32 protein-coding genes are annotated in these 26,076 nt (G+C 68.8%); 14 read left to right on the top strand and 18 right to left on the bottom strand.

The annotated features are described in order from the left end of the window. Positions 1-146 precede the first annotated feature (146 nt). From LI336_RS19315 to LI336_RS19325, 3 genes are all read left to right on the top strand, one after another. Positions 147-326: a DUF7331 family protein gene (locus LI336_RS19315; protein WP_227134809.1), complete on the top strand. Its 180-nt coding sequence runs from the start codon at positions 147-149 to the stop codon at positions 324-326. 55 nt (positions 327-381) lie between these two features. After that, on the top strand, positions 382-855 hold the full coding sequence (locus LI336_RS19320) for a DUF7322 domain-containing protein (protein WP_227134810.1): 474 nt from the start codon (positions 382-384) through the stop codon (positions 853-855). Between the two features lie 99 nt (positions 856-954). Then, complete coding sequence (locus LI336_RS19325) at positions 955-1,383, top strand: DUF7346 family protein (protein WP_227134811.1); 429 nt, start codon at positions 955-957, stop codon at positions 1,381-1,383. Positions 1,384-1,387: 4 nt separating this feature from the next. On the opposite strand, the gene rad50 is transcribed toward LI336_RS19325, so the two are convergent. The 3 genes from rad50 to LI336_RS19340 all read right to left on the bottom strand — a co-directional run bounded on the left by rad50 (position 1,388) and on the right by LI336_RS19340 (position 5,799). After that, positions 1,388-4,093 (bottom strand): DNA double-strand break repair ATPase Rad50, encoded by a 2,706-nt coding sequence (gene rad50, locus LI336_RS19330; RefSeq protein ID WP_227134812.1) that lies wholly within the window; start codon positions 4,091-4,093, stop codon positions 1,388-1,390. Next, on the bottom strand, positions 4,090-5,427 hold the full coding sequence (gene mre11 / locus LI336_RS19335; RefSeq protein ID WP_227134813.1) for a DNA double-strand break repair protein Mre11: 1,338 nt from the start codon (positions 5,425-5,427) through the stop codon (positions 4,090-4,092). Before mre11 ends, rad50 begins: the two co-directional genes overlap by 4 nt. Positions 5,428-5,520: 93 nt before the next feature. Beyond that, positions 5,521-5,799: a MarR family transcriptional regulator gene (locus LI336_RS19340; RefSeq protein WP_227134814.1), complete on the bottom strand. Its 279-nt coding sequence runs from the start codon at positions 5,797-5,799 to the stop codon at positions 5,521-5,523. Between the two features lie 246 nt (positions 5,800-6,045). Between LI336_RS19340 and pan1 the strand changes: the two genes are divergently transcribed. Continuing rightward, entirely contained in the window at positions 6,046-7,257 is a 1,212-nt protein-coding gene (gene pan1 / locus LI336_RS19345) for a proteasome-activating nucleotidase Pan1 (protein WP_227134815.1), read from the top strand. 100 nt (positions 7,258-7,357) lie between these two features. After that, positions 7,358-8,269, top strand: a complete 912-nt coding sequence (locus tag LI336_RS19350) for an alpha/beta hydrolase (RefSeq protein ID WP_227134816.1) — start codon at positions 7,358-7,360, stop codon at positions 8,267-8,269. Positions 8,270-8,320: 51 nt separating this feature from the next. On the opposite strand, the gene LI336_RS19355 is transcribed toward LI336_RS19350, so the two are convergent. Next, positions 8,321-8,467 carry a hypothetical protein gene (locus LI336_RS19355; protein WP_227134817.1) on the bottom strand — a complete coding sequence of 49 codons (147 nt, stop codon included), beginning with the start codon at positions 8,465-8,467 and terminating at the stop codon, positions 8,321-8,323. Positions 8,468-8,629: 162 nt separating this feature from the next. Between LI336_RS19355 and LI336_RS19360 the strand changes: the two genes are divergently transcribed. Then, complete coding sequence (locus LI336_RS19360) at positions 8,630-9,187, top strand: GMP synthase subunit A (protein ID WP_227134818.1); 558 nt, start codon at positions 8,630-8,632, stop codon at positions 9,185-9,187. Between the two features lie 138 nt (positions 9,188-9,325). Continuing rightward, positions 9,326-11,272: a DUF2070 family protein gene (locus LI336_RS19365; RefSeq protein WP_227134819.1), complete on the top strand. Its 1,947-nt coding sequence runs from the start codon at positions 9,326-9,328 to the stop codon at positions 11,270-11,272. 149 nt (positions 11,273-11,421) lie between these two features. Here the strand turns inward: LI336_RS19365 and LI336_RS19370 are convergent, their stop codons facing one another. The 9 genes from LI336_RS19370 to LI336_RS19410 all read right to left on the bottom strand — a co-directional run bounded on the left by LI336_RS19370 (position 11,422) and on the right by LI336_RS19410 (position 16,446). Beyond that, positions 11,422-11,670: a DUF3194 domain-containing protein gene (locus tag LI336_RS19370; RefSeq protein WP_227134820.1), complete on the bottom strand. Its 249-nt coding sequence runs from the start codon at positions 11,668-11,670 to the stop codon at positions 11,422-11,424. 4 nt (positions 11,671-11,674) lie between these two features. Further along, positions 11,675-12,058: a prefoldin subunit beta gene (locus LI336_RS19375; protein WP_227134821.1), complete on the bottom strand. Its 384-nt coding sequence runs from the start codon at positions 12,056-12,058 to the stop codon at positions 11,675-11,677. 148 nt (positions 12,059-12,206) lie between these two features. Next, complete coding sequence (locus LI336_RS19380; protein ID WP_227134822.1) at positions 12,207-13,100, bottom strand: DUF7847 domain-containing protein; 894 nt, start codon at positions 13,098-13,100, stop codon at positions 12,207-12,209. An 89-nt stretch (positions 13,101-13,189) separates the two neighbouring features. Next, complete coding sequence (locus LI336_RS19385; RefSeq protein WP_227134823.1) at positions 13,190-13,441, bottom strand: KEOPS complex subunit Pcc1; 252 nt, start codon at positions 13,439-13,441, stop codon at positions 13,190-13,192. A gap of 31 nt (positions 13,442-13,472) precedes the next feature. Beyond that, complete coding sequence (locus LI336_RS19390; protein WP_227134824.1) at positions 13,473-13,607, bottom strand: DNA-directed RNA polymerase subunit P; 135 nt, start codon at positions 13,605-13,607, stop codon at positions 13,473-13,475. Next, positions 13,604-13,882: a 50S ribosomal protein L37ae gene (locus tag LI336_RS19395; RefSeq protein ID WP_227134825.1), complete on the bottom strand. Its 279-nt coding sequence runs from the start codon at positions 13,880-13,882 to the stop codon at positions 13,604-13,606. Before LI336_RS19395 ends, LI336_RS19390 begins: the two co-directional genes overlap by 4 nt. A 173-nt stretch (positions 13,883-14,055) precedes the next feature. Then, a complete protein-coding gene (locus LI336_RS19400; RefSeq protein WP_227134826.1) occupies positions 14,056-14,262 on the bottom strand; it encodes a hypothetical protein in 207 nt (68 codons plus the stop codon). Between the two features lie 84 nt (positions 14,263-14,346). Next, positions 14,347-15,066 (bottom strand): DUF2103 domain-containing protein, encoded by a 720-nt coding sequence (locus LI336_RS19405; protein WP_227134827.1) that lies wholly within the window; start codon positions 15,064-15,066, stop codon positions 14,347-14,349. A 75-nt stretch (positions 15,067-15,141) separates the two neighbouring features. Beyond that, on the bottom strand, positions 15,142-16,446 hold the full coding sequence (locus LI336_RS19410) for an HAD family hydrolase (RefSeq protein WP_227134828.1): 1,305 nt from the start codon (positions 16,444-16,446) through the stop codon (positions 15,142-15,144). 320 nt (positions 16,447-16,766) lie between these two features. Here LI336_RS19410 and LI336_RS19415 point away from each other — a divergent pair, with 320 nt between their 5' ends. The 4 genes from LI336_RS19415 (at position 16,767) to LI336_RS19425 (ending at position 19,413) form a co-directional block, all read left to right on the top strand. Then, a complete protein-coding gene (locus LI336_RS19415; RefSeq protein WP_227134829.1) occupies positions 16,767-17,834 on the top strand; it encodes a glucose 1-dehydrogenase in 1,068 nt (355 codons plus the stop codon). Beyond that, positions 17,831-18,472, top strand: coding sequence for a transcriptional regulator GfcR (gene gfcR, locus LI336_RS19420; protein ID WP_227134830.1), 642 nt, complete (start codon positions 17,831-17,833; stop codon positions 18,470-18,472). Before LI336_RS19415 ends, gfcR begins: the two co-directional genes overlap by 4 nt. A 60-nt stretch (positions 18,473-18,532) precedes the next feature. Further along, positions 18,533-18,655, top strand: coding sequence for a hypothetical protein (locus tag LI336_RS20285; RefSeq protein ID WP_264475576.1), 123 nt, complete (start codon positions 18,533-18,535; stop codon positions 18,653-18,655). A gap of 179 nt (positions 18,656-18,834) precedes the next feature. Next, positions 18,835-19,413 (top strand): DUF7110 family protein, encoded by a 579-nt coding sequence (locus LI336_RS19425; RefSeq protein ID WP_227134831.1) that lies wholly within the window; start codon positions 18,835-18,837, stop codon positions 19,411-19,413. Between the two features lie 116 nt (positions 19,414-19,529). On the opposite strand, the gene LI336_RS19430 is transcribed toward LI336_RS19425, so the two are convergent. The 3 genes from LI336_RS19430 to LI336_RS19440 form a co-directional block, all read right to left on the bottom strand. Next, the gene (locus tag LI336_RS19430) at positions 19,530-20,813 is read right to left on the bottom strand and encodes a hypothetical protein (RefSeq protein ID WP_227134832.1); all 1,284 of its coding nucleotides are present in this window, start codon (positions 20,811-20,813) and stop codon (positions 19,530-19,532) included. A 109-nt stretch (positions 20,814-20,922) separates the two neighbouring features. After that, positions 20,923-21,297: a hypothetical protein gene (locus LI336_RS19435; protein WP_227134833.1), complete on the bottom strand. Its 375-nt coding sequence runs from the start codon at positions 21,295-21,297 to the stop codon at positions 20,923-20,925. Between the two features lie 82 nt (positions 21,298-21,379). Beyond that, on the bottom strand, positions 21,380-21,736 hold the full coding sequence (locus LI336_RS19440; RefSeq protein ID WP_227134834.1) for a hypothetical protein: 357 nt from the start codon (positions 21,734-21,736) through the stop codon (positions 21,380-21,382). Between the two features lie 199 nt (positions 21,737-21,935). Here LI336_RS19440 and LI336_RS19445 point away from each other — a divergent pair, with 199 nt between their 5' ends. The 3 genes from LI336_RS19445 (at position 21,936) to LI336_RS19455 (ending at position 23,791) form a co-directional block, all read left to right on the top strand. Continuing rightward, positions 21,936-22,718, top strand: a complete 783-nt coding sequence (locus LI336_RS19445) for an aldo/keto reductase (RefSeq protein ID WP_227134907.1) — start codon at positions 21,936-21,938, stop codon at positions 22,716-22,718. A 76-nt stretch (positions 22,719-22,794) separates the two neighbouring features. Next, entirely contained in the window at positions 22,795-23,517 is a 723-nt protein-coding gene (locus LI336_RS19450; protein WP_227134835.1) for a hypothetical protein, read from the top strand. A 79-nt stretch (positions 23,518-23,596) separates the two neighbouring features. Further along, positions 23,597-23,791 carry a DUF7333 family protein gene (locus LI336_RS19455; RefSeq protein WP_227134836.1) on the top strand — a complete coding sequence of 65 codons (195 nt, stop codon included), beginning with the start codon at positions 23,597-23,599 and terminating at the stop codon, positions 23,789-23,791. A gap of 69 nt (positions 23,792-23,860) precedes the next feature. Here LI336_RS19455 and LI336_RS19460 read toward each other — a convergent pair whose 3' ends face one another. Both LI336_RS19460 and LI336_RS19465 read right to left on the bottom strand, forming a co-directional pair. After that, positions 23,861-24,808: a phosphoadenosine phosphosulfate reductase family protein gene (locus LI336_RS19460; protein WP_227134837.1), complete on the bottom strand. Its 948-nt coding sequence runs from the start codon at positions 24,806-24,808 to the stop codon at positions 23,861-23,863. A gap of 197 nt (positions 24,809-25,005) precedes the next feature. Beyond that, complete coding sequence (locus tag LI336_RS19465; protein WP_227134838.1) at positions 25,006-25,974, bottom strand: phosphoadenosine phosphosulfate reductase family protein; 969 nt, start codon at positions 25,972-25,974, stop codon at positions 25,006-25,008. Positions 25,975-26,076: the final 102 nt, after the last annotated feature.

The following is a 26,076-nucleotide window of genomic DNA, read 5'->3' on the forward strand; positions in this document are numbered from 1 at the left end:
AACCCTGATTAGGTGCGTTCCGACCGGCCGTCTCGGGTCCGGTAGCCGCCGATTAATCCCGCCGCCGTCTTGCGGGTCCCGCGATTGACGGGGCAACAAGACCTTTATGTATGTGAGTTCTTGGCACAGGCAGAGGTGAAACGGGCTTGACCAACCACGCACCAGACGGTGACGAACAGCAGGCCGACGACCGTGAGCCCGAGGCAGACGAGATGGGGTCGATCGAGACATACGAGACGAACGACGGCGTCGTATTCTACGACGCGGAGAACCCGCTCGCGTGGCTGGAAGCCAACGAGACGTGCTCGCTCCGAGAGCGAGCCTGACAGCGCGCGACCGCCAACGAACACGCTTTTCCTGTTCAGCGCCGAATCCTCGACAGTGACGACCGAGGAGGATTCGCCCGCCGACGCCGACGCACCCGCGACGGAGAGCGACGCGTCCGCGGGCGATACCGACTCGGACGCAACGGGCGGAAGCGATGCGGCGTCGGCGGCGCGCGCGGACGCGGATGCCGACGGCATCGAGTCGCGGCTCGCCGGCGGCCCGGACGGCCTCGCCGACCCGCGCGACGGCCTCCAGGACCCCGCGGACAACGTCCCACGACCCGAGGTCCCGGACGCCACGCCGGACGCGCCCGAGGCACCGTCGACCGACGACGTCCCGGAAGGCCTGCGCGCGGAGTTCTGGGAGCTCGTGTTCGCCGCGAACGTCGCGCTCTTCGGGCTCTCGCTGGGCGCGATGCTCGTCGGCTTCCAGGAGAACGTCCCCCTCGGAATGCTCTCGCTCCTCGTGGGCGGGCTCGCCGGCCTCTTCCTCGTCCACCGCTACCGGCACCGCCAGCACACGCCCTGACGCGGCGTCGGCGCGACGCTCGCCCCTTTCCGGGACCGATACGCCGGCGCTCGCAGGGACCGTGACGCCTAACCGCACCGACGGCCAACGACCGAGCACATGCGTACCGTCGAAGGCCCGGACGGCGCCCGCTTACTCGTTCGGAAAGCGTCGGGCGACTCGCTGCTGGTCACGGACCCGGAGACCGGCGAAGAGCGCTACGTCGCGCGCGCCGACGTCACCGAACTCGACGGGGAATCCGCGCTCGAGACGGCAGCGACCGGCGTTCCGCTCGCGACGCGTCGCGTCCTCAGCGCCGTCCACGACGACGAGTCGCTCGGCCTCCTCCTCGAACTCGCCGACCGCGGCCCGCTCCCGGCGGTGACGCTCCTCTCGGACTACGACCGCTGCGAGAGCGACCTACACGGCCTCCTCACCGAGTTCCGCGCCGCCGGCCTCGTCGAAGAGACCCGCGTCCACGGGGAACGCGGGTACGACGCCACGGCGCTCGCCCGCGACGGCGTCGCCGCGCTCCGCCCCAGCGAGTAAGCGCTCAGTCGTCCGCGAGCAGGTCCGCGGTCGGCGTCTCCCCGACCTCGACCGTCGAGCGGTTCGTCGTCGAGTCCTTCCGGACGTGCACGAGCTCGTCGGCCGCACCGACGAGCTCCTCGTCGTGACTCACGACGAGTATCTGCTCGACGCCGTAGTCCACGCGCATCGTCTCCACGAGCGTCAACAGCTGCGTGACGTGCCCGGAGTCGAGGAAGACCGTCGGCTCGTCGAGGATGAGCGGCGGCATCGGTGCCGCGCCCTCGACGCCCTCCGCGAGCAGCCGGTAGATCGCACAGCGCAGACTCAGGTTGAACAGCGCGCGCTCCCCGCCGGACAACTGGTCTGGGTCCAGGGTCTCGCCGTCCTTCTGGTACACCGTCAGCTCGTAGTCACCGGAGAGCTCGATGTGGCTGTACGAGTCGTTCTGGTACACGAGGTCGAACGTCTCGTTCAGCATGCGCTCTAAGGTCTCGACGTTCTGCCGACGGAGCTCCGCGCGCAACTCGCCGTACATCTCCTGGAGGTCCTGGGTCTCGTCGTACAGCGACTCCAGGGCGTCGACGCGCTCGCGAGCGGCGTCGCGCTTCTCGCGGAGTCCCTCCAGTTCCTCGATCTCGCCGCGAACGCCCCCGATGTCGTTCTGGAGGCGGTCGCGTTCCTCGCGGAGCGACGCCAGCTCGGCCTCGGCCTTCTCGATGTACGTCTCCGCGCGCTCCTTCTCGCCGCGTGCCTCCTCGACGACGGACTCGTCAACCGCCGCCTCGAGTTCCGTCTTGCGCTCGCGCTTCTCCGCGAGCCACTCGCGGCGTTCCTCGTTCGACGCCGCGAGGTTCGCGCGCTCCTCCCGGAGCCGCTCGACGTCCTCGCGGGCGTCCGCGAGCGCCTCGCTCGCCTCCACGAGCGCCTCCAGGATCTCGATGCGGGCCTTCGCCGCCGTCTTCTCGCCGTTGGCCTCGCCGAGGTCGCTACGGAGGTCGTCCGCGGCGTCGCGCGCCGCGTCGGCGCCCGCCCGCTTCTCCTCGGCCGCGGCCTCGCGCTCCGTTGCCTCGTCGAGCAGCGACTCGCGGCGCTCGCGCTTCTCCGCGACCGTCGACTCCTTCTCGGCGAGCAACTGTTCGACGTTCTCGCGGCGCTCCCGGAGGCTCTTCACCTCGCGCTCGACGTCCCGGAGCGCCTCCGCCGCCTCGATGCGTTCCTGGGCCGCGCGGACGTCGTCGCGGCGGTCCTCGAGCGCCGCCTCCTTCTCCGCGAACTGCTCGCGGTCCTCGTCGAGCGAGTCAACGTGCGGCGACCCCGCCACGGACTGCCCGCACTCCGGACACTTCCCCTCCTCGAGCAGGCGCTCGCCCTCCTCGATGCGGTCCCGGAGCGACTCCACCTCGGCGCGTAACTCGTCGCGCTCCTCGCGCAGGACGTCGCGCTCCGCGGTCCGTTCCTCGAGCAGGTCCGCGGCGTCACCGAACTCGACGGGTGCGTCCTCGAACGCTGCCATCTCGTCCGCGACGTCGTCCTCGAGTGCGTCCACCTTCGACTCGCGGTCCGCGAGCTCGGTCTCGGCGGCCTCGACGTCCTCGGCGAGCGACTCCGCCTCCGCGCGCTTCTCGGCCGCCTCCGCCGCCAGCTCCTCGGCGCGCTCCTCGAGGCGCTCGGCCTCGTCCGTCTTCGACCCGATCTCGACCGACAGCTCGTTGATGCGCTCCTGGAGGTCCTCGACGCGCCCTTCGAGGTCCGCGACCTCGGCGTGGACCGCGTCCACGTCAACCGTCCCGTCGTCGGCTCGCACCGCGTCCGTGTCCAGCGACGATTCCGTCAGGTGCTCCGACACCGCGGCCTCGTGGTCGTCGGCGGCCGCTCGGCTATGCGCGATGCGCTCCTTGAGCTCGTCGCGCTCGCGTTCGGTCTCGCTGATCTTCGCCTGGAGCTCCTCGACGTCGTCCTCGATAGCCTCGAGCTCCTCGCGCTTCTCCTCGTGCTCGTCCAGCACCGCCTGTGCGTCGTCGCGCGTCCCCTTCGCGGTCTCGACCTGCTCCTCGAGGCGCTCTATCTCCGCGGTCGTCTCGTTGCGCTCGGACTCGAGCGCGTTCAACCGCTCGTGGAGGTCCTTGTCCTCCTTCGCTTCGACCTGCTCCTCGTAGTTCGTGAGCGTCCCACGGACCTCCGTCAGGACGTCGTTCACGCCGAGGCGCGCGTCGCTCGCGCGTTCCCGGTACGCCTCGAGCTTCCCGAGCTGGAGGAGGTCGTCGAGCATGTCCTGGCGTTCGCTGGGCGTGGCGTGGATGAGCTTGTTCACCTCGCCCTGCTGGACGTACGCGCAGTTCACGAACGCGTCCGCGTCCATCCGCAGGAGGTCCGCGATGGCGCCGTCGACCGCGGTCGCGCCCTCCCAGCTCTCGTCGTCGGGGCCTTCGAGCACGCAGTCGTGACTGACGCGGTCCCCGTAGTCCTTCAGCGACCGCTCGAGGTGGTACTCGCCGCCGGCGTGCCGGAACCAGAGCTCGACGACGGTCTCGTCCTCGCCGGTCCGGATGACGCTTTCGCGCGTCCCGTCGATGGCGGCGCTCCCGTAGAGCGCGAAGAAGCACGCTTCCAGGAGCGAGGACTTCCCGCTCCCGTTCACGCCGTGGACGACGGTGACGCCGGGTTCGAGCGAGAGGTCGGCGTCCGCGTAGCACTTGAAGTTCTCGAGGGCGACGCGCTGGAACCTCACAGGAACTCACCCATCGAGGACTGGTCCTCGCCGTCGCCGCCGTCCGCCGCCGCGTCGACAGTCGCCGCGGCGTCGTCCGTCTCGGCGGCGGGCTCGTCGTCGGTGGCGTCGTCGCCGTCGTCTGCTTCGGTGGTGTCGGTGTCGTCGTCCGCGGTGGCGAACGCGTCGAGGGCGTCCTCGTCGACGACGTCTCGGACGCGAGCTTCGACGGTGTCGCGGACGTTCGAGTCCGCGACCGCGCTCTCGCGGACGGTCTCGTCGATGCCGCGAGCGGCCTCGCTCAGCCCGAGGTCGCGGACGCGTTCGCGAACCGCTTCGTCGGGGTCCGCGAACGAGACGTTCGTCTCCGTGTCGACGGTGACGTCCCGGCGGTCGTTCACTCGAACGACGAGCGCGCCGTCGTCGAGCGCCAGTTCCTCGATGGGGGCGGGCGTCACGGGCTCGCCGTCCCCGCGGACAGTGACGACGACCACGGCGTCGGTCGCGTCGTACTGGCGGACGGCCTCGCGGACGCGGTCCGCGCCCTCACCGAGTTCGAGGTCGACGTCCACGAACACGAACTCGCGCGTATCCAGGCCACGTCGCGAGATGGCGACGCCTTCGCCGGTCGCCGCACTCGCGACGCCGTCGTTCGCGTCGGCGTCGCTCCCTCCTGCGTCCGCCTTCTCGTCCGCGTCGAAGGAGACGATGTTGTAGCCGCGGTCGTCGCGCTCGCTCGCGCTCGCACGCTCGGTCGACCCACAGTACGTCACCCAGGCGTCCTGGACGCGCTCGGTGTCCGGCGCGTGGTTGTCGCCGAGGAGGACGGCGTCGAAGGTGACCGTCGCTTCGTCGAGGAGGCGGTCGGTGTCCCAGTCGGCGTGCGCGAACGGCTCGAAGAGCCCGTGGGAGACGAGTGCCGCGTGCGTCGCGTCGTGCCCGTCGAACTCGTAGTCGAGGTCCTCCCGTCGGGACCGTGGGACGAAGTCCAGCCCGTAGAACGCGGTGTCGCCGACGACTCGCGGTTCGGCGCCGAGGCGTTCGGCGAGCCCGAGGTCCTCGAAGAGGTCGAGCCACTGTCCGTCGCGCTTCCCCTCGTGGTTCCCGACGACCGCGAGGAACGGGATGTCGGCGTCGCGGAGGTCCCGCAACGCGGCGACGGTTCCCTGCAGGTCCCTGAGGCCGGGTCGTCTGTCGTGGAAGAGGTCTCCGGCGTGGACGACCGCGTCGACGTCGTCGTCGACGGCGTCGGCCACCACCGCCTCGAACGCCGCGAGGAAGTCCCGCTGGCGCTCGGGCGAGTGGTACTGGCGGTAGCCGACGTGGGTGTCGCCCGTGTGAATCACCCGTGTCATACTCCGGCCTTGGCCGGCATCGCCTAAAGGGGTTTGCAGAGCGCGGCGGAAGTGAACGAGGGGCGGCGGAAAGACGCGGCGTACTCGGTGCGGTCAGTCGAGCTTCAGCGTGTAGATGCGCTTGCGGGCGTCGGAAAAGGAGAACCGGGAGTCGACGACGTGCTCGTCCTCGAGGCGGTTGAGCGCGTACCGGACGGTGCGCGCGGGTAGCAGGGTCTCCTCGGCGAGCTGGCTCTGGGTCAGCGAGTCCTCGTACTCGAGGACCTTGGCGACGAGCTTCGCGCTCGGCGGCAGGTCGGTCACGTCGTCCCACGTGCCCGTTGGTTCTTCGTCGGCTTCCTCGTCGCGGCGGTCGTAGACGTTCGTGCTCATCGTAGCACATCCTAGCCCATACTCCCTAATAATACTAACCATGTAGAAATATGCTCGTTAGTAATATGGCGTATGGTCGGTGGGCGCTTTATGACACAGTCAGTCACAGAATCGACCGCGGTGGCATTGCCTGTCGTCCACCGTCTGCCACGCTTTCGCGCCGGCGACCTGCCCATAGCACCGTCGCGAATCGCCTTTCTCAGCGCACCCGAAGCCTCTTAAGAATCAGTGCCTTACGAGTGGGTGATGACCGATACCGTGGACGACGTGGACTTCCCGTACGCGGAAGACGCGTCCAAGCAGGAGAAGATCAGCGCCCTGCAGGAGCGCCTCGAAGTCCTGGAGGCGCAGAACGAGGAGATGCGCGACAAGCTCCTCGACGCCAACGCCGAGAACAACAAGTACCAACAGAAACTCGAGCGTCTCACGCACGAGAACAAGAAACTCAAGCAGTCCCCGCTGTTCGTCGCCACCATCCAGGAGGTGACCGACGACGGCGTCATCATCAAGCAACACGGCAACAACCAGGAAGCCCTCACCGAGGTCACCGACGAGATGAAGGCCGACCTCGAACCGGACGACCGCGTCGCCGTCAACAACTCTCTCTCCATCGTCAAGGAACTCTCCAGCGAGACGGACGTCCGGGCGCGCGTCATGGAGGTCACGAAGAGCCCCGAGGTCGCCTACGAGGACATCGGTGGGCTCGAAGAGCAGATGCAGGAGGTCCGCGAGACCGTCGAGATGCCCCTCGAGCACCCCGACATGTTCGTCGACGTCGGCATCGAACCGCCGAGCGGCGTCCTCCTGTACGGACCGCCGGGCACCGGGAAGACGATGCTCGCGAAGGCCGTCGCGAACGAGACGGACGCGACGTTCATCAAGATGGCCGGCAGCGAGCTCGTCCACAAGTTCATCGGCGAGGGCGCGAAGCTCGTCCGCGACCTCTTCGAGGTCGCTCGCGAGCACGAGCCCGCCGTCATCTTCATCGACGAGATCGACGCCATCGCCGCGAAGCGCACGGAGTCCAAGACCAGCGGTGACGCGGAGGTCCAGCGGACGATGATGCAGCTGTTGAGCGAGATGGACGGGTTCGAGGACCGCGGCGAGATCCGCATCATCGCCGCCACGAACCGCTTCGACATGCTCGACCGCGCCATCCTCCGCCCGGGCCGGTTCGACCGCCTCATCGAGGTCCCGAAACCGGACGCCGAGGGTCGCGAGCTCATCTTCCAGATCCACACGCGGAACATGAACGTCGCGGACGACCTCGACTTCGCGGCGCTCGCGGAGGACACCGAGAACGCGTCGGGTGCGGACATCAAGGCGATCTGTACGGAGGCCGGGATGTTCGCGATCCGCGACGACCGGACGACGGTCCAGCGGAGCGACTTCGAGGAGGCCTGGGAGAAGATCCAGGCCGAAGAAGAGGACGACGAGGTCTCGAAGACGTTCGCCTGACGCACCGGTTCCTTTCTCGCGACGGCGTTCGCGTTCGGCGTGTGGCAGTCGGTGGGACACTCCAGCTACTTATTTGCCCGTTGCCCGGACAGACTCCGGTATGTCTCCGCCTTCGACCGCTGCTGACTCGACGCACGCGCCGACCACCGGCTCGTTTGGCTGTCCGACAGAGCGAGTCCACGTCGACGGACGAACGGTGACGGTCGCGTCGTTCGGCGACCCCGAGGGTGTGCCGGTCGTTGCCCTGCACGGGACGCCCGGGTCGCGTGCGTTCGGTGCGTTCCTCGACGCCCCGGCTCGTGACCGCGGCGTTCGCGTGCTCGCCCCGGACCGCCCCGGGTTCGGCGGGTCCGAGCCGTGGTCGGAGCGGTCGGTCGCGGACGGTGCGTCGTTGTTCGCGGGCGTTCTCGACGCGTTCGACCTGGCGGCGGCGGGCGTCCTCGGGTTCTCCGGCGGTGGCCCGCACGCACTCGCCTGTCCGGCGGTCGTCCCGGAGCGCGTCCACGGGACGGCACTGCTCGCGAGCCCCGCGCCACCGAGCGCGGACGTGCCACAGGAGCCGATGATCCGCGCGACGCACGCCCTCGCTCGCCATACGACCCTCGGGCTCTCGCTCGCGTGCCGCATCCAGGCCGCGGCGCTGCGGCGCCAGGACGGCGACGGTCTGCTTGACCTCTTCACGACCGCGTCGGTCGCGCACGACGCCGTCGTCGACGGCGCAACGGTCCCCGACGTCCTCGCGACCGAGCGCGACCTGGCGCTCGAACGCGGCTACCGCGGGCTCGTCGACGACTACCGGGCGCTCGCGACCGACTGGGGGTTCGACGAGTACACCGTCGGCCCGACCGTCCACGTCTTCCACGGCGCCGACGACGAGAACGTCCATCCCGACGCCGCCGCGTACCTCGACCGCGTCCTCCCGGACGCCCGCCTGCAGCGCGAGCCAGCCGACCACCTCGAACTCGTCCTCGACCACGCCGGCGACGCGCTCGACGCCGCCGCTGGGCGGTGAAAGCGGAACGAACCAGCGAGAAGGTGTCCGACGGAAGCACCCTCGACGGCTTCACCCGAGGCCGAGGAAGTAGAAGAGCCCGAACGGAATCCCGAACAGGAGCACGGTCATGACGGCGAGCAGGACGAGGTAGCCCGCAGCGGTTGCGCCCGCGGTGAACCACGTCGGGTGGTCGAACTCCGAGAGGTCGACGTTCATACGCCATCGGTGTGGCGCGCGCGACTTAGCGGTTGTCGTTACGGCCGGCGCACGCGTTCCAAACCGTTTCCCGCCGAAAGGCTGGGGACGTATTCCGGGGACGTCACGTGGTCGCTGGCGCGTTCCGGACGGCTTTTGACCGGGGCCCACCTTTGGCCGATAATGACTCGGATCGTCGTGGTCGACAACCACGGACAGTTCACGCACCTCGAGCACCGCGCCCTCCGCGACATGGGCGTCGACACCGAGATCGTCGACAACGAGACCCCGCCGGCGGAGGTCGACGCGGACGGCATCGTCCTCTCGGGCGGCCCCGACATGGACCGCCGCGGTCGCAGCGACGACTACCTCGACGACGACCGGCCCGTCCTCGGCATCTGCCTCGGGATGCAGGTGATGGCGCACGCACTCGACGGCGGGCGCGTCGGGAGCGGCGAGTACGGCGGCTACGCCGACGTCACCGTCGACATCCTCGACGCCGACGACCCGCTCGTCGGCAGCCTCCACCCCGAGACGCGAACGTGGGCGAGTCACGCCGACGAGGTGAAGGAGGTCCCCGACGGGTTCACGCGCACCGCCGAATCCGACGTCTGCGGCGTCGAAGCGATGAGCGACCCCGACCGCGACCTCTACGGCGTCCAGTGGCATCCCGAGGTCGCACACACCGAGGAGGGCGAGGAAGTGTTCGAGAACTTCGTCGCCATCTGCGAGGACCGGTAACGACAGTCGACGCTCACCACCGATTCCGTTCCGAACGATACCGGCGCGAACGCCCCCGAGCGTCTCGAAAACACAGTTTGCGGGCGTTCGCCGGTGGTTAGTTAGGCTTATCCCGTTCTGACGTTTCGAAGGGAACACATGACGGCGTCGCAGGGCGACCTCGCGGGCATGTCCCGGTTCATCTTCCGGGCACCACGCTGGTACACCAGCTGGACGTTCGCCATCGTCTTCGGCGCACTCATCGGCTTCGGCGCGTTCGGTATCGACCCGACGGGCTCGAACTTCGTCACGGACGCCGGTCTCCTCGTCGCGCTCAACGACGCGTTCGAGGGCGTGTTCTTCATCGGCATCCCGACCATCCTCGCGAGCGCCGGGACCGCGTGGGTCGACCAGCGTCTGGGCGGCCAAATCAGTCACAACCGCGCCGCGCTGCTCGCGCTGCTGTGCGAGGTCATCGTCGTCGCGTTCCTCGTCGTCGGCGGCGCCATCGCGCTCGCCTCCGAGACCCTCGGCGCCGGCTTCGTCTTCGACGTCCTCTTCCTCGGCCTGGCGAGCATCTTCGCGCTCCGTCTGTTCGTCATCACCGCCATCTCGCGGCATCGACCGCTCGTCGCCGCCGTCCCCGCGAGCATCCAGACGGTCGCCGCCGCCGGCCTCCTGTTCGTGTACTCCGGCACGCTCTACTACCTCAGCACGCCCTCGGACGGGTTCCCCGAGCGCACGCTCGCGCAGTCGTTCCTCTTCCGACCCGAGCACGCACCCGTCGAGATATCGTACGCGGTCGTCCCCGCGGACTTCGTCCTCCTCGCCGCCGTCTGCCTCCTCCACGGGCTCGCCGTCGTCGGCTTCCTCTACGCTATCGACCGGCCGTGGCGCGCGAACATGGGCGTCTCCGTCCTCGACTTCGTCGCCGGGTTCATCGGCCACATCGCGGAGGGGTCGACGGAACTCGAGGACTTCTTCGAGGAGGTCGGCGAGGAAGCGGTCGTTCCCGTCACCGTCACCTCGTTCCGCCGCATGGACGGCACGGAGAAGGCGCGCTGGGTGCTCCCGATGATCCACCCCGGGCCGATGGGCGAGATCGGCGGCGGGAACCTCCCCGAGCGCGTCGCGCGCGAGTCCGACGGGCTCGCGTTCCCGCCGCACGCGACCGCCGGCCACGACTTCAACCTCGTGACGAGCCGCGAGGTCGACACCATCATCGACCGCGCCGAGGCGGCGTACGAATCCATCGAGTACGGGCGCGACGCGACCAGGAGCGTCCGCACCGTCGAGGGGAACGCGAAGGTCATCGGGCAGGCGTTCGACGACGGCGTCCTCCTCGTCTCCACGCACAGCCCCGAGTTCGCGGACGACGTCGACTACGCCGTCGGCCTGTCCTGTGCCTCCGAGGCGCGCGCCGGCGGGTTCGAGAACGTCCTGCTCGTCGACGCCCACAACTGCAACAACGGCCTCCAGGGCGAGGACCTCGGGCACGTCACGCCCGGGAGCGAGCGCTCGTTCGACATGATGCAGGCGTCGAAGGGGACCGCCGAGGCACTCGCGGGCGCCGACCAACACCCGCTCCGGCTCGGGACCGCGTGGGACGAGACCGAGTGGGGGCCCCTCGACGGTATCGGCCCGCTCGGCGTCCGCATCGCCGTCACGGAGGTCGACGACCAACTGACGGCGTACGTCCTCGTCGACGGGAACAACATGGAGCCCGGGCTCCGTGAACGCATCCTCAAGGCACTCGGTGACCGCGTCGAGGACGCCGAGGTGATGACGACCGACACCCACATCGTGAACCAGGTCGAGGCGTCGAACCAGGTCGGCGAATCAATCGACGAGGACGACCTCATCGCGGTCGTCCAGGGCCTCGTCGACGACGCCATCGACGACCTGGAACCGGTCGAGGCCGGGATGGCGACCGAGCGCGCGACCGTCACCGTCTTCGGGAACGACCGCACCGAGACCCTCGCCAGTCACGCCAACGTCATGGTGAGCCTCGGCGGCGCACTCGCCCTCCTCGTCACCGCCGGCACCGTCGCCCTCAGCCTCCTCGTCGTCCTCCTCACGAGCGGGACGCTCGGCGCGTTCCTCTGACCCTCGAAACGCGTCGGCGTCGACCCGTCCACGAGACGGTCGACGCCCGGGTCACGCCAGCAGTCGCTCGCAGTCACACGCGTCGCTGCCGGGAGTCGGACCTGTCCCGCTCGACGTCCGCGAAGAAATAGAGGGCAGCGCCCTCGTGACTACTCGTCGTCGGCGTCCTCGAACAGCTCGTCGACGGCGCTGCGTGCGGCGAGCGTCGCGTCCTCGGCGACGGTCTCCTCGTCCACGTCGCTCTCGGGGGCGTGAATCCACACGTCGACCTCGAGCACGCCGTCCTCGAACGTCACCTGGACGTCGAAGTCGTCGACTGCCGAGCGCTTGAACCGGGAGAAAACCAGTCCCTCCGCCGCTTCCGCGGCCGCCTGCACGACTGCTTCGTCGCTGGGCATGCGCTTACGCGCCGCCAGCGCCGCCCATCGGGCCGCCGCCGCCGGCGCCACCGAGCATCTCCTGGAGCTCGCCCTGGAGTTCCTCGAACTGCGTCTGCACGCGCTCCTCCTGCTTCTCGAGGGTCTCGACGCGGATCTCGAGGCTCGAGACCTTCTCGTCGAGGGAGTCAGCGGCGTCGTCGTAGTCGGTCTGGACGAGGAGCTCGCCGACCTCGCGGTACATCGTCGTGTCCTCGTCGATGTCGTCGAGCTCGTCGAGCGCCGTCTGCGCTTCGGTGAGCGAGGACTCCGCCTGCTGCTTCTGGCGGGCGACCTGCTCGGCTGTCTCCTGAAGGTCCTGCAGTTCCTCGATCTTCTCTTGTGCCTCGGGCGGCAGATTGCCTTGCATACCCAGAGGCAGTACGTCCGGATTGAAAAACCCCCGCTTTCGGACCTCGGCGGTTGACAGCGGGGAATCCGCCGGTTCAGGGTGACAGACGCCGACACAGGGTGGTTCGCGGCGAGCGAGAGTGCTTCGGCGTTACCGCGGGACTCGGTCAGAAGGTGTCGTCCGTCGTCGCCGTGGGGTCCGTGCGGTCGTCGACCGTCGGTCGTGCTCGGTCGACGAGTTGGCGGTAGGCGTGCGTGGCGATGGCGACGCGGAAGACGGCGGCGATGGCGCCCGTGATCGCGGCGACGGCGAACCCGGCGGGGCTCGCGGCGACGGCCGCGGCGAGCGACCCGGTACCGGTGGGGAGTGGGACCGCGACGACCGTGGGGAGGGAGAACGCGAGCGTGACGGCGAGCACGCCGAGAGCGACGAGGACGAGCGGGACGCGGTTCCCGGACGCGAGCGACCACGAGCGCGCGAACGCCTCCAGCGGGCCGTCGTCGTCGAGCGTCACCGCGAACGACGCGAAGTAGACGCCGACGAGCACGTACGCGAATGGCACGAGACCGAGGAGCGCGAGCCACCCGGAGACGACCGAGGGCAGCAGGAGCGTCGGTATCGCAGTGACCGCGAGGACGAGCGCGGTCAGTATCGCGACCGCGACGCGGTTCGCGAACACGGGAAAGAACCGCTGGGAGAAGTGCTCGACGGTGAGGTCGTCGCTCCCCTCGTCGGCGAGCGCGCGGATCGCGCCGATGCGAGCGACCTCGCCCGTCGCGACGGACGCGACGAACAGCCAGAACGCGTCCGCGACCGACACGTCCGCCGCCCACGCCAGCTGCTCGCGTAACCGCGCGTACTCCGCCTGGACGTCCGCCGGCACCGGCCCCTGCTCGCGCGCCGCCGCGAGCAACGCTTCGGAGAGCGCCAGCCCGAGCGAATCCACGGCGACGGACGCGAGCGCCCCGACCGCGACGAACAGCACGCCGAGAACGACCGCATTCCGCGAGAGGAACGCGTCGATACCGTCCTGGAACACCACCCGCGGCTCGATCGACATACCTCGACCAGCACGACCCGCCACCGAAAACCCGTCGCTTTCCGTACAGCACCCGCCGAGCGAGCGTTCAGACGAGTGCCGGGGATCACTCAGGCGAGCGCAGCCGATTGCTCGGCGACCATCGCGAGCCGAAGCCACGTGTTCGTCGCCGCGCGGAGCGCCGTCAGGTCGCGCGCGCCGACCGTGAACGCGACCGTCGCGCCGTCGCGGGACACCGTCGTCTCGGAGCGCTCGTCGTCTATCTCACCGACCTCGCGGCCGACGCTGCGTTCGACGATGCGAGCCAGCGACTCGTCGTCGTAGGAGAGTTCGAGAACGGTCTCGTGAGCGAACGCGGTCATCGCCCGTCGCTGGCCGCCGCGACCATCCGCGTTACTGGACGGGGACGGTCTTGACGTCCTGACTGCGTTCCTTCAGCAGCACGCGGTGCCCGCAGTACGGACAGCGCACGCCACCGTAGCCGTCGAGCGACACGTCGCGCTTGCACCGCGAGCACTTGTAGCTCATTCGCCCTGCTCCTCGAGTGCGGCGCGGATGGAGCGACGGACGCTCTTGCCGCCGGGCGTCTCGGGGCTGTACGTCCCACCGGCGAACTTGTGGTCGCAGCGCTGGCACTGCCAGATGCCGGTGCCCTGCCGGTCGACGGCTTTCGTGCCGCAGTCCGGGCAGGCGTGGTCGTCGTTCATGTCCGCTTCGATCTCCATGACGCGGCGGCGGGCCACGCGCCCGTACCGGGCGCCGAATCGGCCCGCACTACCGGTGCGTCCCTGCTTCTTGGCCATGATACTCGCTGATACCGCTACGGCACAGTTAAACCTGTTGAGTCGAGGCCGTACCGACCGCGTGGGTATCGCCCGCAAGCGATGCTGGAGCGGGTCCGCTGCTGGCGGCGAGAAGGCCGTTGGGCGGTTCGTTGCTGGGTCGATCGTCCCGTGGTGTGCTCGCGTGGGCCGGGTCAGGCGTCGACGGCGTTCGCGGTGGTGACCTCGTAGCAGATGAGCGCGAGGGCGCCGACGAGCGCGACCGAGAACAGCGGGAGGGTCGCGAGGGCGTCGGCAGTCTGACTGCCAGAATCGGCGACGGCGGCGGTGGCGCGCTCCGCGAACAGGCCCGTGACGACGATGCCGGGGATGGCCGCGAGCACGAAGTCGGCTCGACGCATCTCGTCTAATGAGATGTAATTACCACGGAAAGGTCTTGTGGACGACACGAAGCGTGCGCCGTCACCGCCCAGTCACCGGGGGCGTTACCGCAGGTCCTCGTCGTCGAGCGCGGCGTTCAGGTCGTCGCGCACGCGCTCGCCGGTGTCGCGGTCGCCCGCTGTCGTGACGATGCGGTTCTCCTGGACGCTGGAGCCGTCCCGGACGAGGAGGCGGACGTTCCCGTTCCCGTCCGCGCGCGTCACCTTCGCCGTGATGCTCGCCTGCGACCCGCGCCCGCTGGCGTCGATGGGGCCGGGAATCACCTTCTTCACGTGCGGGTACGCGGCGACGGTCTGGATGGCGCGCATCCCGGTACGGCCGCCGACGAGCGTCGAGTGCGACCCCCCTATCTTCTCCAGTGGCGCCGCGTCCACCGTCTCCAGGGCCTCCTCGCCGCGGCTCCCGATGGCGGCCTCGACGGGGTCGTCGCCGTCGACGCGGAAGAACTCGAAGTGCGACTGCGCGCGCACCGACTGGATGACGTCGCGGTCGCCCGTCGCGTACACCGCCTCCGGGCGCTTGCGCTGGATCTCGTCGGCCACCCGGCCGGCGAAGTTCCGTAGTTCGACGACGCCCGTCTCCGCGCCGTCCTCGGGCGTCGTCGTCACCGTCGTCCGCCCGACGACCGCGTCCTCGTCGAGCACCACGATCTCCGCGCGGTCCCGCGCCGCGTCCAGGACGACGCCGTCCGCGTTCGCCGTGCGGCACTCGAGACAGAAGTCTCCGGGCTTCTCGAGCTCCATTCCGCACCGCGAACATCGCATACGCTCGGTTTGGTCGCTCTCACGGAAAAGGAGTGCGTTCCAATCAACCAGTGACTCGACGGTGCGCGCTGGCGGTCAGTCGTCGAGTCGTGCGAGCAACGCCATCACGTACACGGTGCGGAGCATCGTCGCGCTCGCTCCGCGGTCGAACACGAGCTCGTCGGTCTCGAGGACGTGCTCGAGGACGTCGCTGGAGGCGTGCTCGGGCGCGGCGGCGATGCCGGCGTCCTCGTCGGCGATCCACTCCATCACGCGGAGGTCGCTCTTCGAATCTCCCATGACGAGCGAGAACGGGTCCGAGACGTCGAGGACGTCGAGCGCGGCCTCGACGCCGACGACCTTGTTCAGTTCGAGGCTCCCGATCTCGGCCGCGTCCGCCTCGTAGTACGCCACGTCGATGCGTTCGAACACCGCCGCGACGTCCGCCGGGACGTCCTCGACGTCGACGTCGGGGAACCCGCCGACGCCTTCGAGGACACTCCGTATCTCGGGGTCCGCGGCGGCGTAGAACCGGCGCGCCCACGCCGCGGCGGGCGCGAGGTCGTCCGCGTCTGCGGTCCACGCGTCGAACGATTCGACGTCGGCCTCGGGACTCGGGTGGCCGTCGACGACGTCGGCGACGACGTCACCGAGGAGGTCGAGCTCGTACACGAGCGCGTCGTCGATGACCTCGCGAGCGCGCTTGCTCCCGGTCTCGAAGTTCGGTTTCATCGTGACGTTGAACTCGTTCCCCTGGAGGTGCGTCCCCGTCCGCAGGTGCTCGGGAGCCTCGGAGAGGATGCGCGAGCGCACGTCGTCGAACACGCTCCGGATGTCGGCGTCGAGTTCCTCGTAGAGCAACTGCTTGGTGTCGGCGCCGTGCCCGGGCGTGAACACGCCCGTTCCGGCCTCGTAGACGACGGAGAGGTCGCCCGAGTGGACGAGTTCGCTCCCCAAACCCTGGGTGATGAAGCCCTTGACGTTCTCGAGGGTCTGGCCGGTGCAGATGACGATGGGGATGCCGGCCTCGTGGAACTCGGTGAGGACGTGCAGGGTGTCGCGGGGGATCTCGTTGTCGGTGTTCCCCGCGGAGCGCAGCGTCTCGTCGACGTCGAGGACGAGGACGTTCGGCGCGCGGTCGTACTTCGCGAGGAGGTCGAGCGCGGTGAACGCCTGGTCGCGACTGGCGACCGAGGCCACCTCGGCGAACGTCTCCCCGGCACTGAAGCGCTCGCGGACCTCCGCCTTCCGGCGGTCGAGTTCGTCGTTCGCGGTCTGCCAGTGGTCGAGTGCGACGCGGGAGTCGACGGCGGGGAAGACGTCGACGAACTCCTGGTAGTCCCGGAGCGTCCCGGTCTCGAACTCCTCGTAGAGCGCGTACAGTTCGTCGTACAGTTCCATACCGGGTACGCGAGAGCCGTCGGGTTAAACGTGGCCCCCTGGTCGAAGCAACTGAGTGCCCGTGGTCGAGTGTCGCGTGGTTTGGTGGTCGAGTGTCGCGTGGCTCGGTGGTCGAGCCGAGTGCGGCGTGGCGGTCGCTCGTGGGTCGGCAGAGAGGGGAGAGAGTTGCGGTGGGTGGTGGCTGGCACGGAAACTTGCTGGGCCTGCCGAGAGTACTGTGGCACGGGTCTCTCGGCGTCGACAGGCTGACACCCACCGGCATATCATACTTTACTCGGTAGAGAATAAATCTTTTGACGATGGGGTGCCTTGGCAACGCCATGCAAGCTATCGCAGTCCGTCGCGGCGGGGACCGCCCCGTCCGCATCGAGAAACCACGACCCGAACCAGGGTCGGGAGAGGCACTCGTGCGCACGCTCCGCGTCGGCATCGACGGCACCGACCACGAGGTCATCGACGGGAGTCACGGCGGGTTCCCGGCGGGCGAGGACCACCTCGTCCTCGGCCACGAAGCGGTCGGCGTCGTCGAGGACGCGAACGGCACCGACCTCGAGGTCGGCGACGTCGTCGTCCCGACCGTTCGCCGACGCCCGAACGGCGAGAACGAGTACTTCGCTCGCGGCGAACCCGACTACGCCCCCGACGGCCAGTACGTCGAACGCGGCATCGTCGGCGCACACGGGTTCATGAGCGAGTACTTCACGAGTCCCGCCGAGTACCTCGTCGAGATACCGGACGAACTCGCCGACCTCGGCTTCCTCGTCGAACCCGCGAGCATCAGCGAGAAGGCGTTCACCCTCGCGTTCGCCGCCCGGTCCGCGTTCGACTGGCAGCCCGAGACCGCCGCCGTGCTCGGCAACGGCAGCCTCGGACTCCTCACGCTCGCGATGCTCGACGCGAGCGACCGCTTCGAGCGCCTGTACTGTCTCGGGCGTCGAGACCGCCCCGACCCCACCATCGACATCATCGACGACCTCGGCGGGACGTACGTCGACTCCCGCGAGACGCCCGTCGACGAGATACCCGACGCCCACGAGCCCATCGACTTCGTGTACGAAGCCACCGGCTACGCGCCCCACGCGTTCCAGACCGTCGACGCGCTCGCCCCCAACGGCGTCGGCGCACTGCTTGGCGTCCCCGGCGACTGGGAGTTCGAGGTCGACGGCGGCGCCATTCACCGCGAGCTCGTCCTCCACAACAAGGCGCTCGTCGGGAGCGTCAACTCCGGCGTCAGCGACTTCGAATCCGGCGTCGACACCCTCCTGGGGCTCGACGACGCGTTCCTCGACGACCTCGTCACCGGCGTGTACGGCATCGACGACCTCGACGCGGCGTTCGCCACCGACGACAGCACTATAAAAACGGCCGTCGAATTCGGGCGTAGATGAAGAACGTCGACGACCTCATCGAGAGTGCAGCCGAACTCGCCGACCGCGGCCTGAGCAAGGGCGAGATCGCAGACGAACTGAACGTGTCCCGCGAGACCGCGAGCTGGCTCGTGGAACGCTCGGGGGCGTCCCCCGCCGCCGACAGCAGTCCCTCGGACGGCCCGAACGGCCCGCACGACATCCACGTCGACTGGTCCGCCATCGGCCGGGACTCCTGGCGGCTGTCGACGATGTCCGCCGCCATGGCGGACCTCCTCGAGAAGGAGGGCGATTCCGTGGACCTCACCATCGGCATCGAGAAGGCGGGTGCGCCCATCGCGACGAGCATCGCGCGCGAACTCGACACGGACCTGGCGACGTACGCGCCCCGCAAGCACCAGTGGGACGAGGGCGACCTCGACGACCTCGGCGGGTCGTTCTCGCGGAACTTCGCGCAGATACGGGGCCGCGAGTGCTACGTCGTGGACGACATCATCACGAGCGGGACGACGCTCACGGAGACCATCGAGGCCGTCAAGAAGCAGGGCGGGAAGCCCGTCGCCGCGTGCGTCCTCGTCGACAAGCAGGGACACGACGAGATCGACGGCGTCCCCGTCTACTCGCTCCTCCAGGTGCTGCGCGTCGGGAACGACGAGTGACGGCCGGCGCGTAGCTGGACGCTGCGGCCCCTGAACCCGCTCGGTCAGCTCCCGTCCCTCGTGGGACTCGTGCTCGGGCACGTCGCCGAGGACGAGTACGACGCGCGCATCCAGCGAGCTATCGCGGTGCTCGCTCCCGTCTTCCTCGTGCTGGCGCCCGTGGTCTCTCTCCTCCTCCAGTGACCGCTCACGCACCACGGCCGCAGGTCGTGGTACCTGTTCGCACACGTTCGTCCGGTTCGCGGGCTGAGAGGCGAGATTCCACGCCCGAAACCCCGGAACAAACAGCAGGTCATATAAACTCGCCAGCCCTACTAGGGAGCAAGCGGCAGGGCCACCAGGCGGCGCCGTAAACTATTCCCATGTCATCAGACGAAACAGGTCACGTCTACCGATTGCATTCGACACTCGAACTGCCTCTCGAAGACGTCCGAGAGTACTTCGACAACGACCCGGACCTCCCCGTGAACGTCGACGACGTGGACATCACACGTCGCAACAACACCCTCATCCTCAAGGCCATCGCCGAGGACAAGGTCTCGAAGTACACGCCAACCGCCCAGTTGAAGGCCAGCGTCACCGAGGTCCGCGTGTACGAGGAGGACCCCGACGAGGTGAACAACGGGCCGACGTGGGGCGACGAGGAGGAAGAGGAGATAGAGAGCGAGCTCGTGGAGTTCGCGGCGTTCAAGGGGGACCGCGAGACCGTCCTCCAGAACTCCCTGCTCCAGTACGAGATGTTCCAGGTGCTCCGCGAGATCGCGAAGCTCGCGGACAAGGGGACGCTCACCGCCATCACGAGCCAGGACGGCGAGCTGACCGCGCACCGCATCGTCGACGGCGAGGAACGCCCGGCGAAGATAGAGGTCGTCGAAGGCCCCGGCGAGAAGGAGGACGGGAAGAGCGGTGTGAACTGGCGCGACAACAAGTTCATCAGCTAACGTAGCGGTTACGAGACGAGCCGATGGGGGCATAGGCGGCAGGCGATACGCGATAGGCGGCAGGCGATAGGTCGACATTCTTCGAGGTCGTCCGCGGCGAGGAGCGACGGCGTCGGTCAGACGACGTAGTCGGTGAGCGTGCCGAGGACGCGGTCGGCGCCGCGGACGATGGCGCCCGCGTCGTGGTACCGCCACTCGCGGTCGGCGTAGACGGCGAGGAACGGGGCTGACGTGTGGTAGCCGACGGGGACGTGGAGCGACGGTTCGACGGCCACCCAGTCGTCGTCGCCGATGGTCACGGCGTCGTGGTCGTAGGGGAGTGCGGGGACGTCGTCGGGGTGGACGCCGAGGAGGACGTGCCCGGACTGGAAGAGGAGCGCGGTCCGGCAGTCGAACGCGTGGTGGAGGAGGCCGGCGAGCAGGTACGTGCGGTCCTTGCAGTCGCCGACGCCGGCGACGAGGGTCTCCTCGACGGTCCGGTGGTAGTCGTACGCGCCGACGGTGTCGGCGTCGTACCCGTACTCGATGGCCTGGACGAACCTGACGAGTGCGTCGAACCGCTGGCCGGGGTCGAGCGACGCGAGGCCGCCGTCGGTGCCCGGTCGCTCGACGCCTCCGCCGTCCGTGGTCCGGGTCGCGGTGTCGCTCCCTGTCGGGGTGTCGCTCCGGCGAGCGGAATGGTCGAGGCGCGCGAGCAGGTGCGCGGCGATGGGGTTCTCGCGGGACGCCTCGTACGTCCGGACGTACCCGCGGTCGGCGGCGACGGCGGCTTCGTGCGTCGACCGGCGTACCCGGTAGTCGACGGTCCAGGTCGCGTCGTCGACGTCGCGCCAGCGGTACGTCAGCACGTAGTCGTTCCCGTCGTGTCGTCGCTCGAACGCGCCGCCGTCGACCGTGGACGCGGCGTCGGCGACGCGCGGTGCGCGGACGGCACTGCCCGGAGAGGTCCACGCGTACGGCGCGGACTCGCAGAGGTACGCGCGGGGTTCGGCGTCCGGGCCGGGACGTGCGTACACCTCGTAGAACCATGGGTCGTGGTCGGGTTCGAGCGCGTCCTGGGCGACGTCGACGGTGACCGTCGTCCCGGTCGCGTCCGCGTCGACGCGCACGCGGTCGCTCGCCGCTCGCGATCGCACGCGACCGTCCGGGTACGTGCGCCGGTAGACGACGACTCGGATCGGCTCACGCGACTCGGTCGCGGTCAGCGAGACGGTCACGGTGTCGTCGTCGACGGCGTCGACGCGAGCGGACAGCGCGCGGTCGCGGACGGCGGGCGTCGCGCGTGGCTCCGGAGGGGCGCTCCACAGCCCGAGGTGTCGGCGAGCTGCACGCAGCGTGACGTCGCCGAGGAGACCACTTCCAAGCACCGTACCTGCAGTCAGGAACCGACGACGGTCCATTGCCGTCGTCTTGTCTTCCGGGACGACATGCTTACTGCCCCGTTGGCGAGCAGTTGGTTACCACTCGGCGACCACGTGACCACGCGGCGACCGAACGGGCCCGTCGGGGTCAGACGCCGGGGACGCCGTAGGCGTCGACGGCGGTAACGCCGAGTATCGAGAGGAGCGAGAGCACGACGAGCGCCGCTATCCACGCGAAGACGCCGATGAGGCCGGCGCGCAGCCAGCCCGCGCGGTACCGCCACTTGACGACGCCCACCCAGACGACGAGGGCGAGGACGCTCGCGAGCGACCCGAGGGAGACGTCGGCGAGCGAGAACGCGACCTCGACGCCGGTCCACGCGAGCGACCCGAGGAGCGCCGTGACGATGGCGTACGTGTAGTCCTTGCCTTTGAGTGCGAACGTCGCGCCGAGGTGGATTGCCGCGCCACCGACGAGGAGCGATACGACGAACACGATGACGCTGGAGACCGTCGTTGCCATAGTACGGTCGACGCCGGGGGGCGGGATAAAACGATGGCCGCGATGATTCGACTGGCGTCGCGTCACGCCGCCGTGGGCGTGGTCAGCGTTCGCGCTCGAACGTCGCGTCGGCGGACGTCCGGCCGTCGTTCCAGGAGAGCACGGTCGCTTCGATGACGTCCCCGACCTGGACGCTCGCGGGGACGTCCTCGACGAACAGCACGAACCCTTCGACCTTCCCGACGGCGATGGACTCGCCGGAGTGGTGCGTGGTGAACTCGTGGACGCCGAACTCGTAGGTCTCGCCGAGGTCGACGGGCGGGTCGCGTTCTTGCGCGTCGGCGTGCGCTCGCTGTGACTTCCTGGCCTCCGCGTTCTTCCCCTTCCGGAGGACGAGCAGCGCGAACCCCGACCCGACGACGGCGATTGCGGCGGCGGCGACGACGTAGACGTACTCCATGCGAAGTCGGTGGACCGCGACCGAGTTAAACGCCGGTGACTCGCCGGCAGCGGCCGCGTCGACGCGACAGATTCGGTCGTGGTGCGGCGGTCGCCAACGTCTCTTGGCCGCCACCCCAATCGCTTTGAGGGCATAGGTTCTCGCACTCACCATGACGACACCACCGCGAACGGCGAGCGACGTGCCTCACGCGAAGGACATGCCGATGCTCGGCCTGGGGACGTGGCAGAACGACGAGCGAGAGCAGTGCGCGGCGTCCGTGCAGACCGCGCTCGACATGGGGTACCGGCACATCGACACCGCGCAGGTGTACGGGAACGAGGCTGGCGTCGGGGACGGGATCGAGGCGGCCGACGTCGACCGCGAGGACGTCTTCCTCGCGACGAAGGTCTGGATCGACAACCTCAGTCACGACGACGTGCTCGCGACGACCGAGGAGAGCCTCGAGAAGCTCGGGGTGGACTACGTCGACCTCCTCTACGTGCACTGGCCGTCGCGAACGTACGACCCGGCGGACACGCTCGCGGCGTTCGACGCGCTCGCCGAGGACGGCACCATCGAGCACGTCGGCGTGTCGAACTTCGAGCCCGAGCACGTCGAGGAAGCGGAGGAGATACTCGCAGCGGACGTGTTCGCGAACCAGGTTGAGTGCCATCCGTTCCTCCAGCAGGCGGAACTCCGCGCGGCCTGCGACGAGCACGACGTCGAGCTCGTCGCGTACTCGCCGCTCGCGCGCGGCAGCGTGTTCGACGAACCCGTCATCTCGGAGATCGCCCAGAAGCACGACGTGAGCGAGGCGCAGGTGAGTCTCGCGTGGCTCCGCGAACAGGGCATCACGGCGATACCGAAGGCGACGGGGCACGCGCACATCGAGGACAACTGGCTGAGCCTCGGCGTCGACCTGGACGACGGCGACCTGGAGCGCATCGCGCGGCTCGACCGTTCCGACCGCGAGGTCGACCCCGGGTTCGCGCCCTGGTAGCGTGCCGGTGCTGGCGCGCGGTCTCGTGGCGGCTGGAGCCACAAACGTTCAAACGATGGGGGTCGTGCGGTAGCGTATGAGTGGCCTGGTCGAAGGGGTCGCGGTCGACGTGCGGCGACTCCACGAGTCGTGGATGGCGTTGTTCTTCCCGCGCCAGCGGACCGAGGAGTCCCGCGTGCTCGGGAAGTGGACGCCGGAGACGACGAGCGGGATGGTCGCGTACCGCGCGTGGGGCGCGCTCGGTGCGCTCTTCGTGCTGGTGGGGTATCCGCTCGCGCTCGCGGGCGTCGTCCTCCGGTATCTCGCGTGGAGCGCCGACTCGACGAGTACGCGCCTGGGGTTGCTCGGGACGGTGTTCCTCGCGCTCCTGGCGTGGGGCGTGCTCGCGGCCGCGTCGTACTTCCGGTTCACGTTCGGTGGGTTCCTCGCGATGGTGGTGGCGGCGGTCGTCGCGACGGCGTGTGCGGGGCTGGCGTTCCTGTTCTCGCAGGTCGGTGGGCGCGGCACGACCGTGTTCGCGGCGTATCCCGCGGCGGTGACCGCGTTGTTCCTGCCGCCGGTCGTCGCGGCGTTCTACTCGCCGGCGCTCGGCGACGTCGTGTTCGGTGGGAGCGAGAGCGTCGCGGCGTGGTTCCTCGACAACGTCCTCGCGCTCGGTGGCATCAACGAGTACCTGCGGACCGAGTACGACCTCACCGGAGTCGCGTACGTCGCGATGTGGCTCGCGGTGTCCGTCCCGCTCGGGTGGATCGTCGGCATTCTGGTGTCGCTCGCGAACGCGGCACGGCCGACCGCGTAGGACGCCGGGACTTTCGCGGCGGGCCTGTCGGGGGTTCCGCGACCGTCATCTTCTCGTCGTCGCACTCGTATCGTCCGGTATGGAGTTCAATCAAGCTACAACGATCGGTATCTTCCTGCTCGTCGTCGTCGTCGGCGTCGGCGGCTTGCTCGCGTCGGGCGTGATGGCGGCGTCGACGGTCCTGATGATGGTCGCACCGTCCGTGCTCGTCTTCGGCGGTCTCTGTCTGTTCCTCGGCGTCAAGCACGGCGAGCACCGCGCTCGCGGTGCCTGACGGACTGCGTGGACGCTTCACCGTCCCCGGTCGTCGACGGGGTCACTGAACGAGGAACCGGGAGCCTGATTACATGTAACCGAGGTCTCGGAGGCGCGCCATGATGTCCTCCTTGTCCTGGGCGCGACCTTCGCGCTCGGTCGTCCCTTCGACGTCCTGGGTCCACGCGGCGCGGTCGTCGCTCGCGGCCGAACCCTCCTTCGTGCCGAGGCTCCGGTAGCCGTCGAAGTACAGCGGGTGCACGGGGAGGTCCTCGACCGCGACGTCCTCGGGGAGGTCTTCGGCGTCGACGGGGACGTGCCCCTCGGGGTAATCGGGGGCGCTGTCGGGAACGACGTACCTCCAGATGGCGTCCCAGACCGCTCGTTCGTCGAACGCGAGGATGGGGTGCACGCGGTCGTGAGGCGGGTACTTCTCGGCGTCGTGGCGCGGACTGAAGAACGTCTCCGTCGCCCGCGCGTCCTGCTCGTCCCACCGGATGCCGGAGAAGACGCCGTCGAACCCGCGGTCGGTGATGGTCTCGTTGAGCGCGACGGTCTTCAGGAGGTGATTCCCGGCGAGCGTGTCCGGCGAGAACACGAACGTGTCGGCGTCGTACTCGAGGACGTCGCGAAGTTCGCGCTGCGTGTGCTCGGGGAGGTCCGCGACCGCGATCTCGCTCCCCGGCTCGAAGCCGGCGAACGTCTCGTTGCGCGCGACGACGAGCTCGAATCCCCACTCGTCAGCCCAGCGTTCCGCGAACGCGATGGTCTCCTCGAAGTGACGGTAGTGGTCGAGGAACACGAGCGGCGGCAGGTCGAACCCGCCTTCGAGCGCGACCTCGCGGACGACGTACGCGACGACCGTCGAGTCCTTCCCGCCCGTGAACATCACGGCCGGATTCCGGTACTGGTCGAGTGCCGTGCGGACGGTCTCGGCGGCGACACCGAACTTCGATTCGAGCGACGGGTAGTCCGCTGCCGTCTCGCTCGCACCGCTCTCGTAGTCGACCGTGACGTACTCGGGGAACGTACTCATACCGCTCGAGACGCGCCCGGAGGTCTTGGTTGTATGCTGACATCCAGTAGCACAGGAATCGACTACCAGCGCTCGCTGCGAGTAGCCGCCTGCTACGCGGGTGGGCGTCGAAGCGTCGAACGAAAAACGGCGTTCGGGTACGACCCGCGAGTCGCCGGTCGCTCGTCAGTCGCCGGTCGCTCGTCAGTCGCCGGTCGTCACATGTAACCGAGGTCGCGCAGGCGCTCCATCAGGTCCTCCTTGTCCTGGGCGCGGCCCGCGCGCTCGGTCGTGTTGTCGAGGTCCTGGAGCCACGCCGGCTCCTCCGCGGACTTGTCCGTCGACACCTCGCTCCCCAGCGAGCGGAAGCCAGCGAAGTACTTCGGGCTCACGGGGATGTCCTCCTGCTCGATGCCCTCGGGCAGGTCGGTGTCGCTCTGGGGCACGTAGCCTTCCTCGGGGTAGCCTTCGACGACGTCCGGGATGGTGAAGTGCCAGAACGTGTCCCAGACCGCGCGCTCGTCGAAGTGCAGGATGGGCTGGATGCGGTCGTGGGGCGGGTAGATGTCGGGGTCGTGGCGCGGACTGAAGAACGTCTCGTCCGCGCGAGCTTCCTGTTCGTCCCAGCGGACGCCCGAGAGGATGCCATCGACGTCGTACTCCTCGATGGCGTCGTTGAGCGCCACCGTCTTCAGGAGGTGGTTGCCGACGTACGTGTCGAGCAGGAACGGGAACGAGTCCTCCTCGTACTCGAGGATGTTGCGGACGTGGTGCTGGTTGTGCTCGCTGAGTTCGTCGATCTCGATGTCGTCGCCGGGTTCGAGGTCGCGCTCCTCGACGATGGAGCCGATGTCCTCGTTGCGCGCCCAGATGACGTCGAGGTCCCACTCGTCGGCCCAGTGCTTCGCGAAGTCGATGAGCTCCTCGAAGTGCTGGAAGTGGTCGATGAAGACGACCGGCGGGACTTCCAGGTCGAAGCGGTCGGCGACCTCCTTGACGAAGTACAGGGTGAGCGTCGAGTCCTTCCCGCCGGTCCACATGACGACGGGGTTCTCGTACTCCTCGAGGCCCTTCTTCGTGACCTCGATGGCTTTCTCGATCTTGTGTTCGACCGAGGGGTAGTCCTCGGGGGTCTCGCCTTCGCCGTCCGTGTAGTCGACGTCGAGGTAGTCGGGGAAGTCGGCCATCTGTAATGAGATGTAATTAGAGCCTGGGTTAAGGGTCTTTTGGACGACTCAGCACGCGTTGTGGTACGTCTTAGCACACCAATGCGCTCGTTTCGGGGAGGC

The organism is Halorubellus salinus, assembly GCF_020567525.1.
In the GTDB taxonomy this organism is placed as follows: domain Archaea; phylum Halobacteriota; class Halobacteria; order Halobacteriales; family Natrialbaceae; genus Halorubellus; species Halorubellus salinus.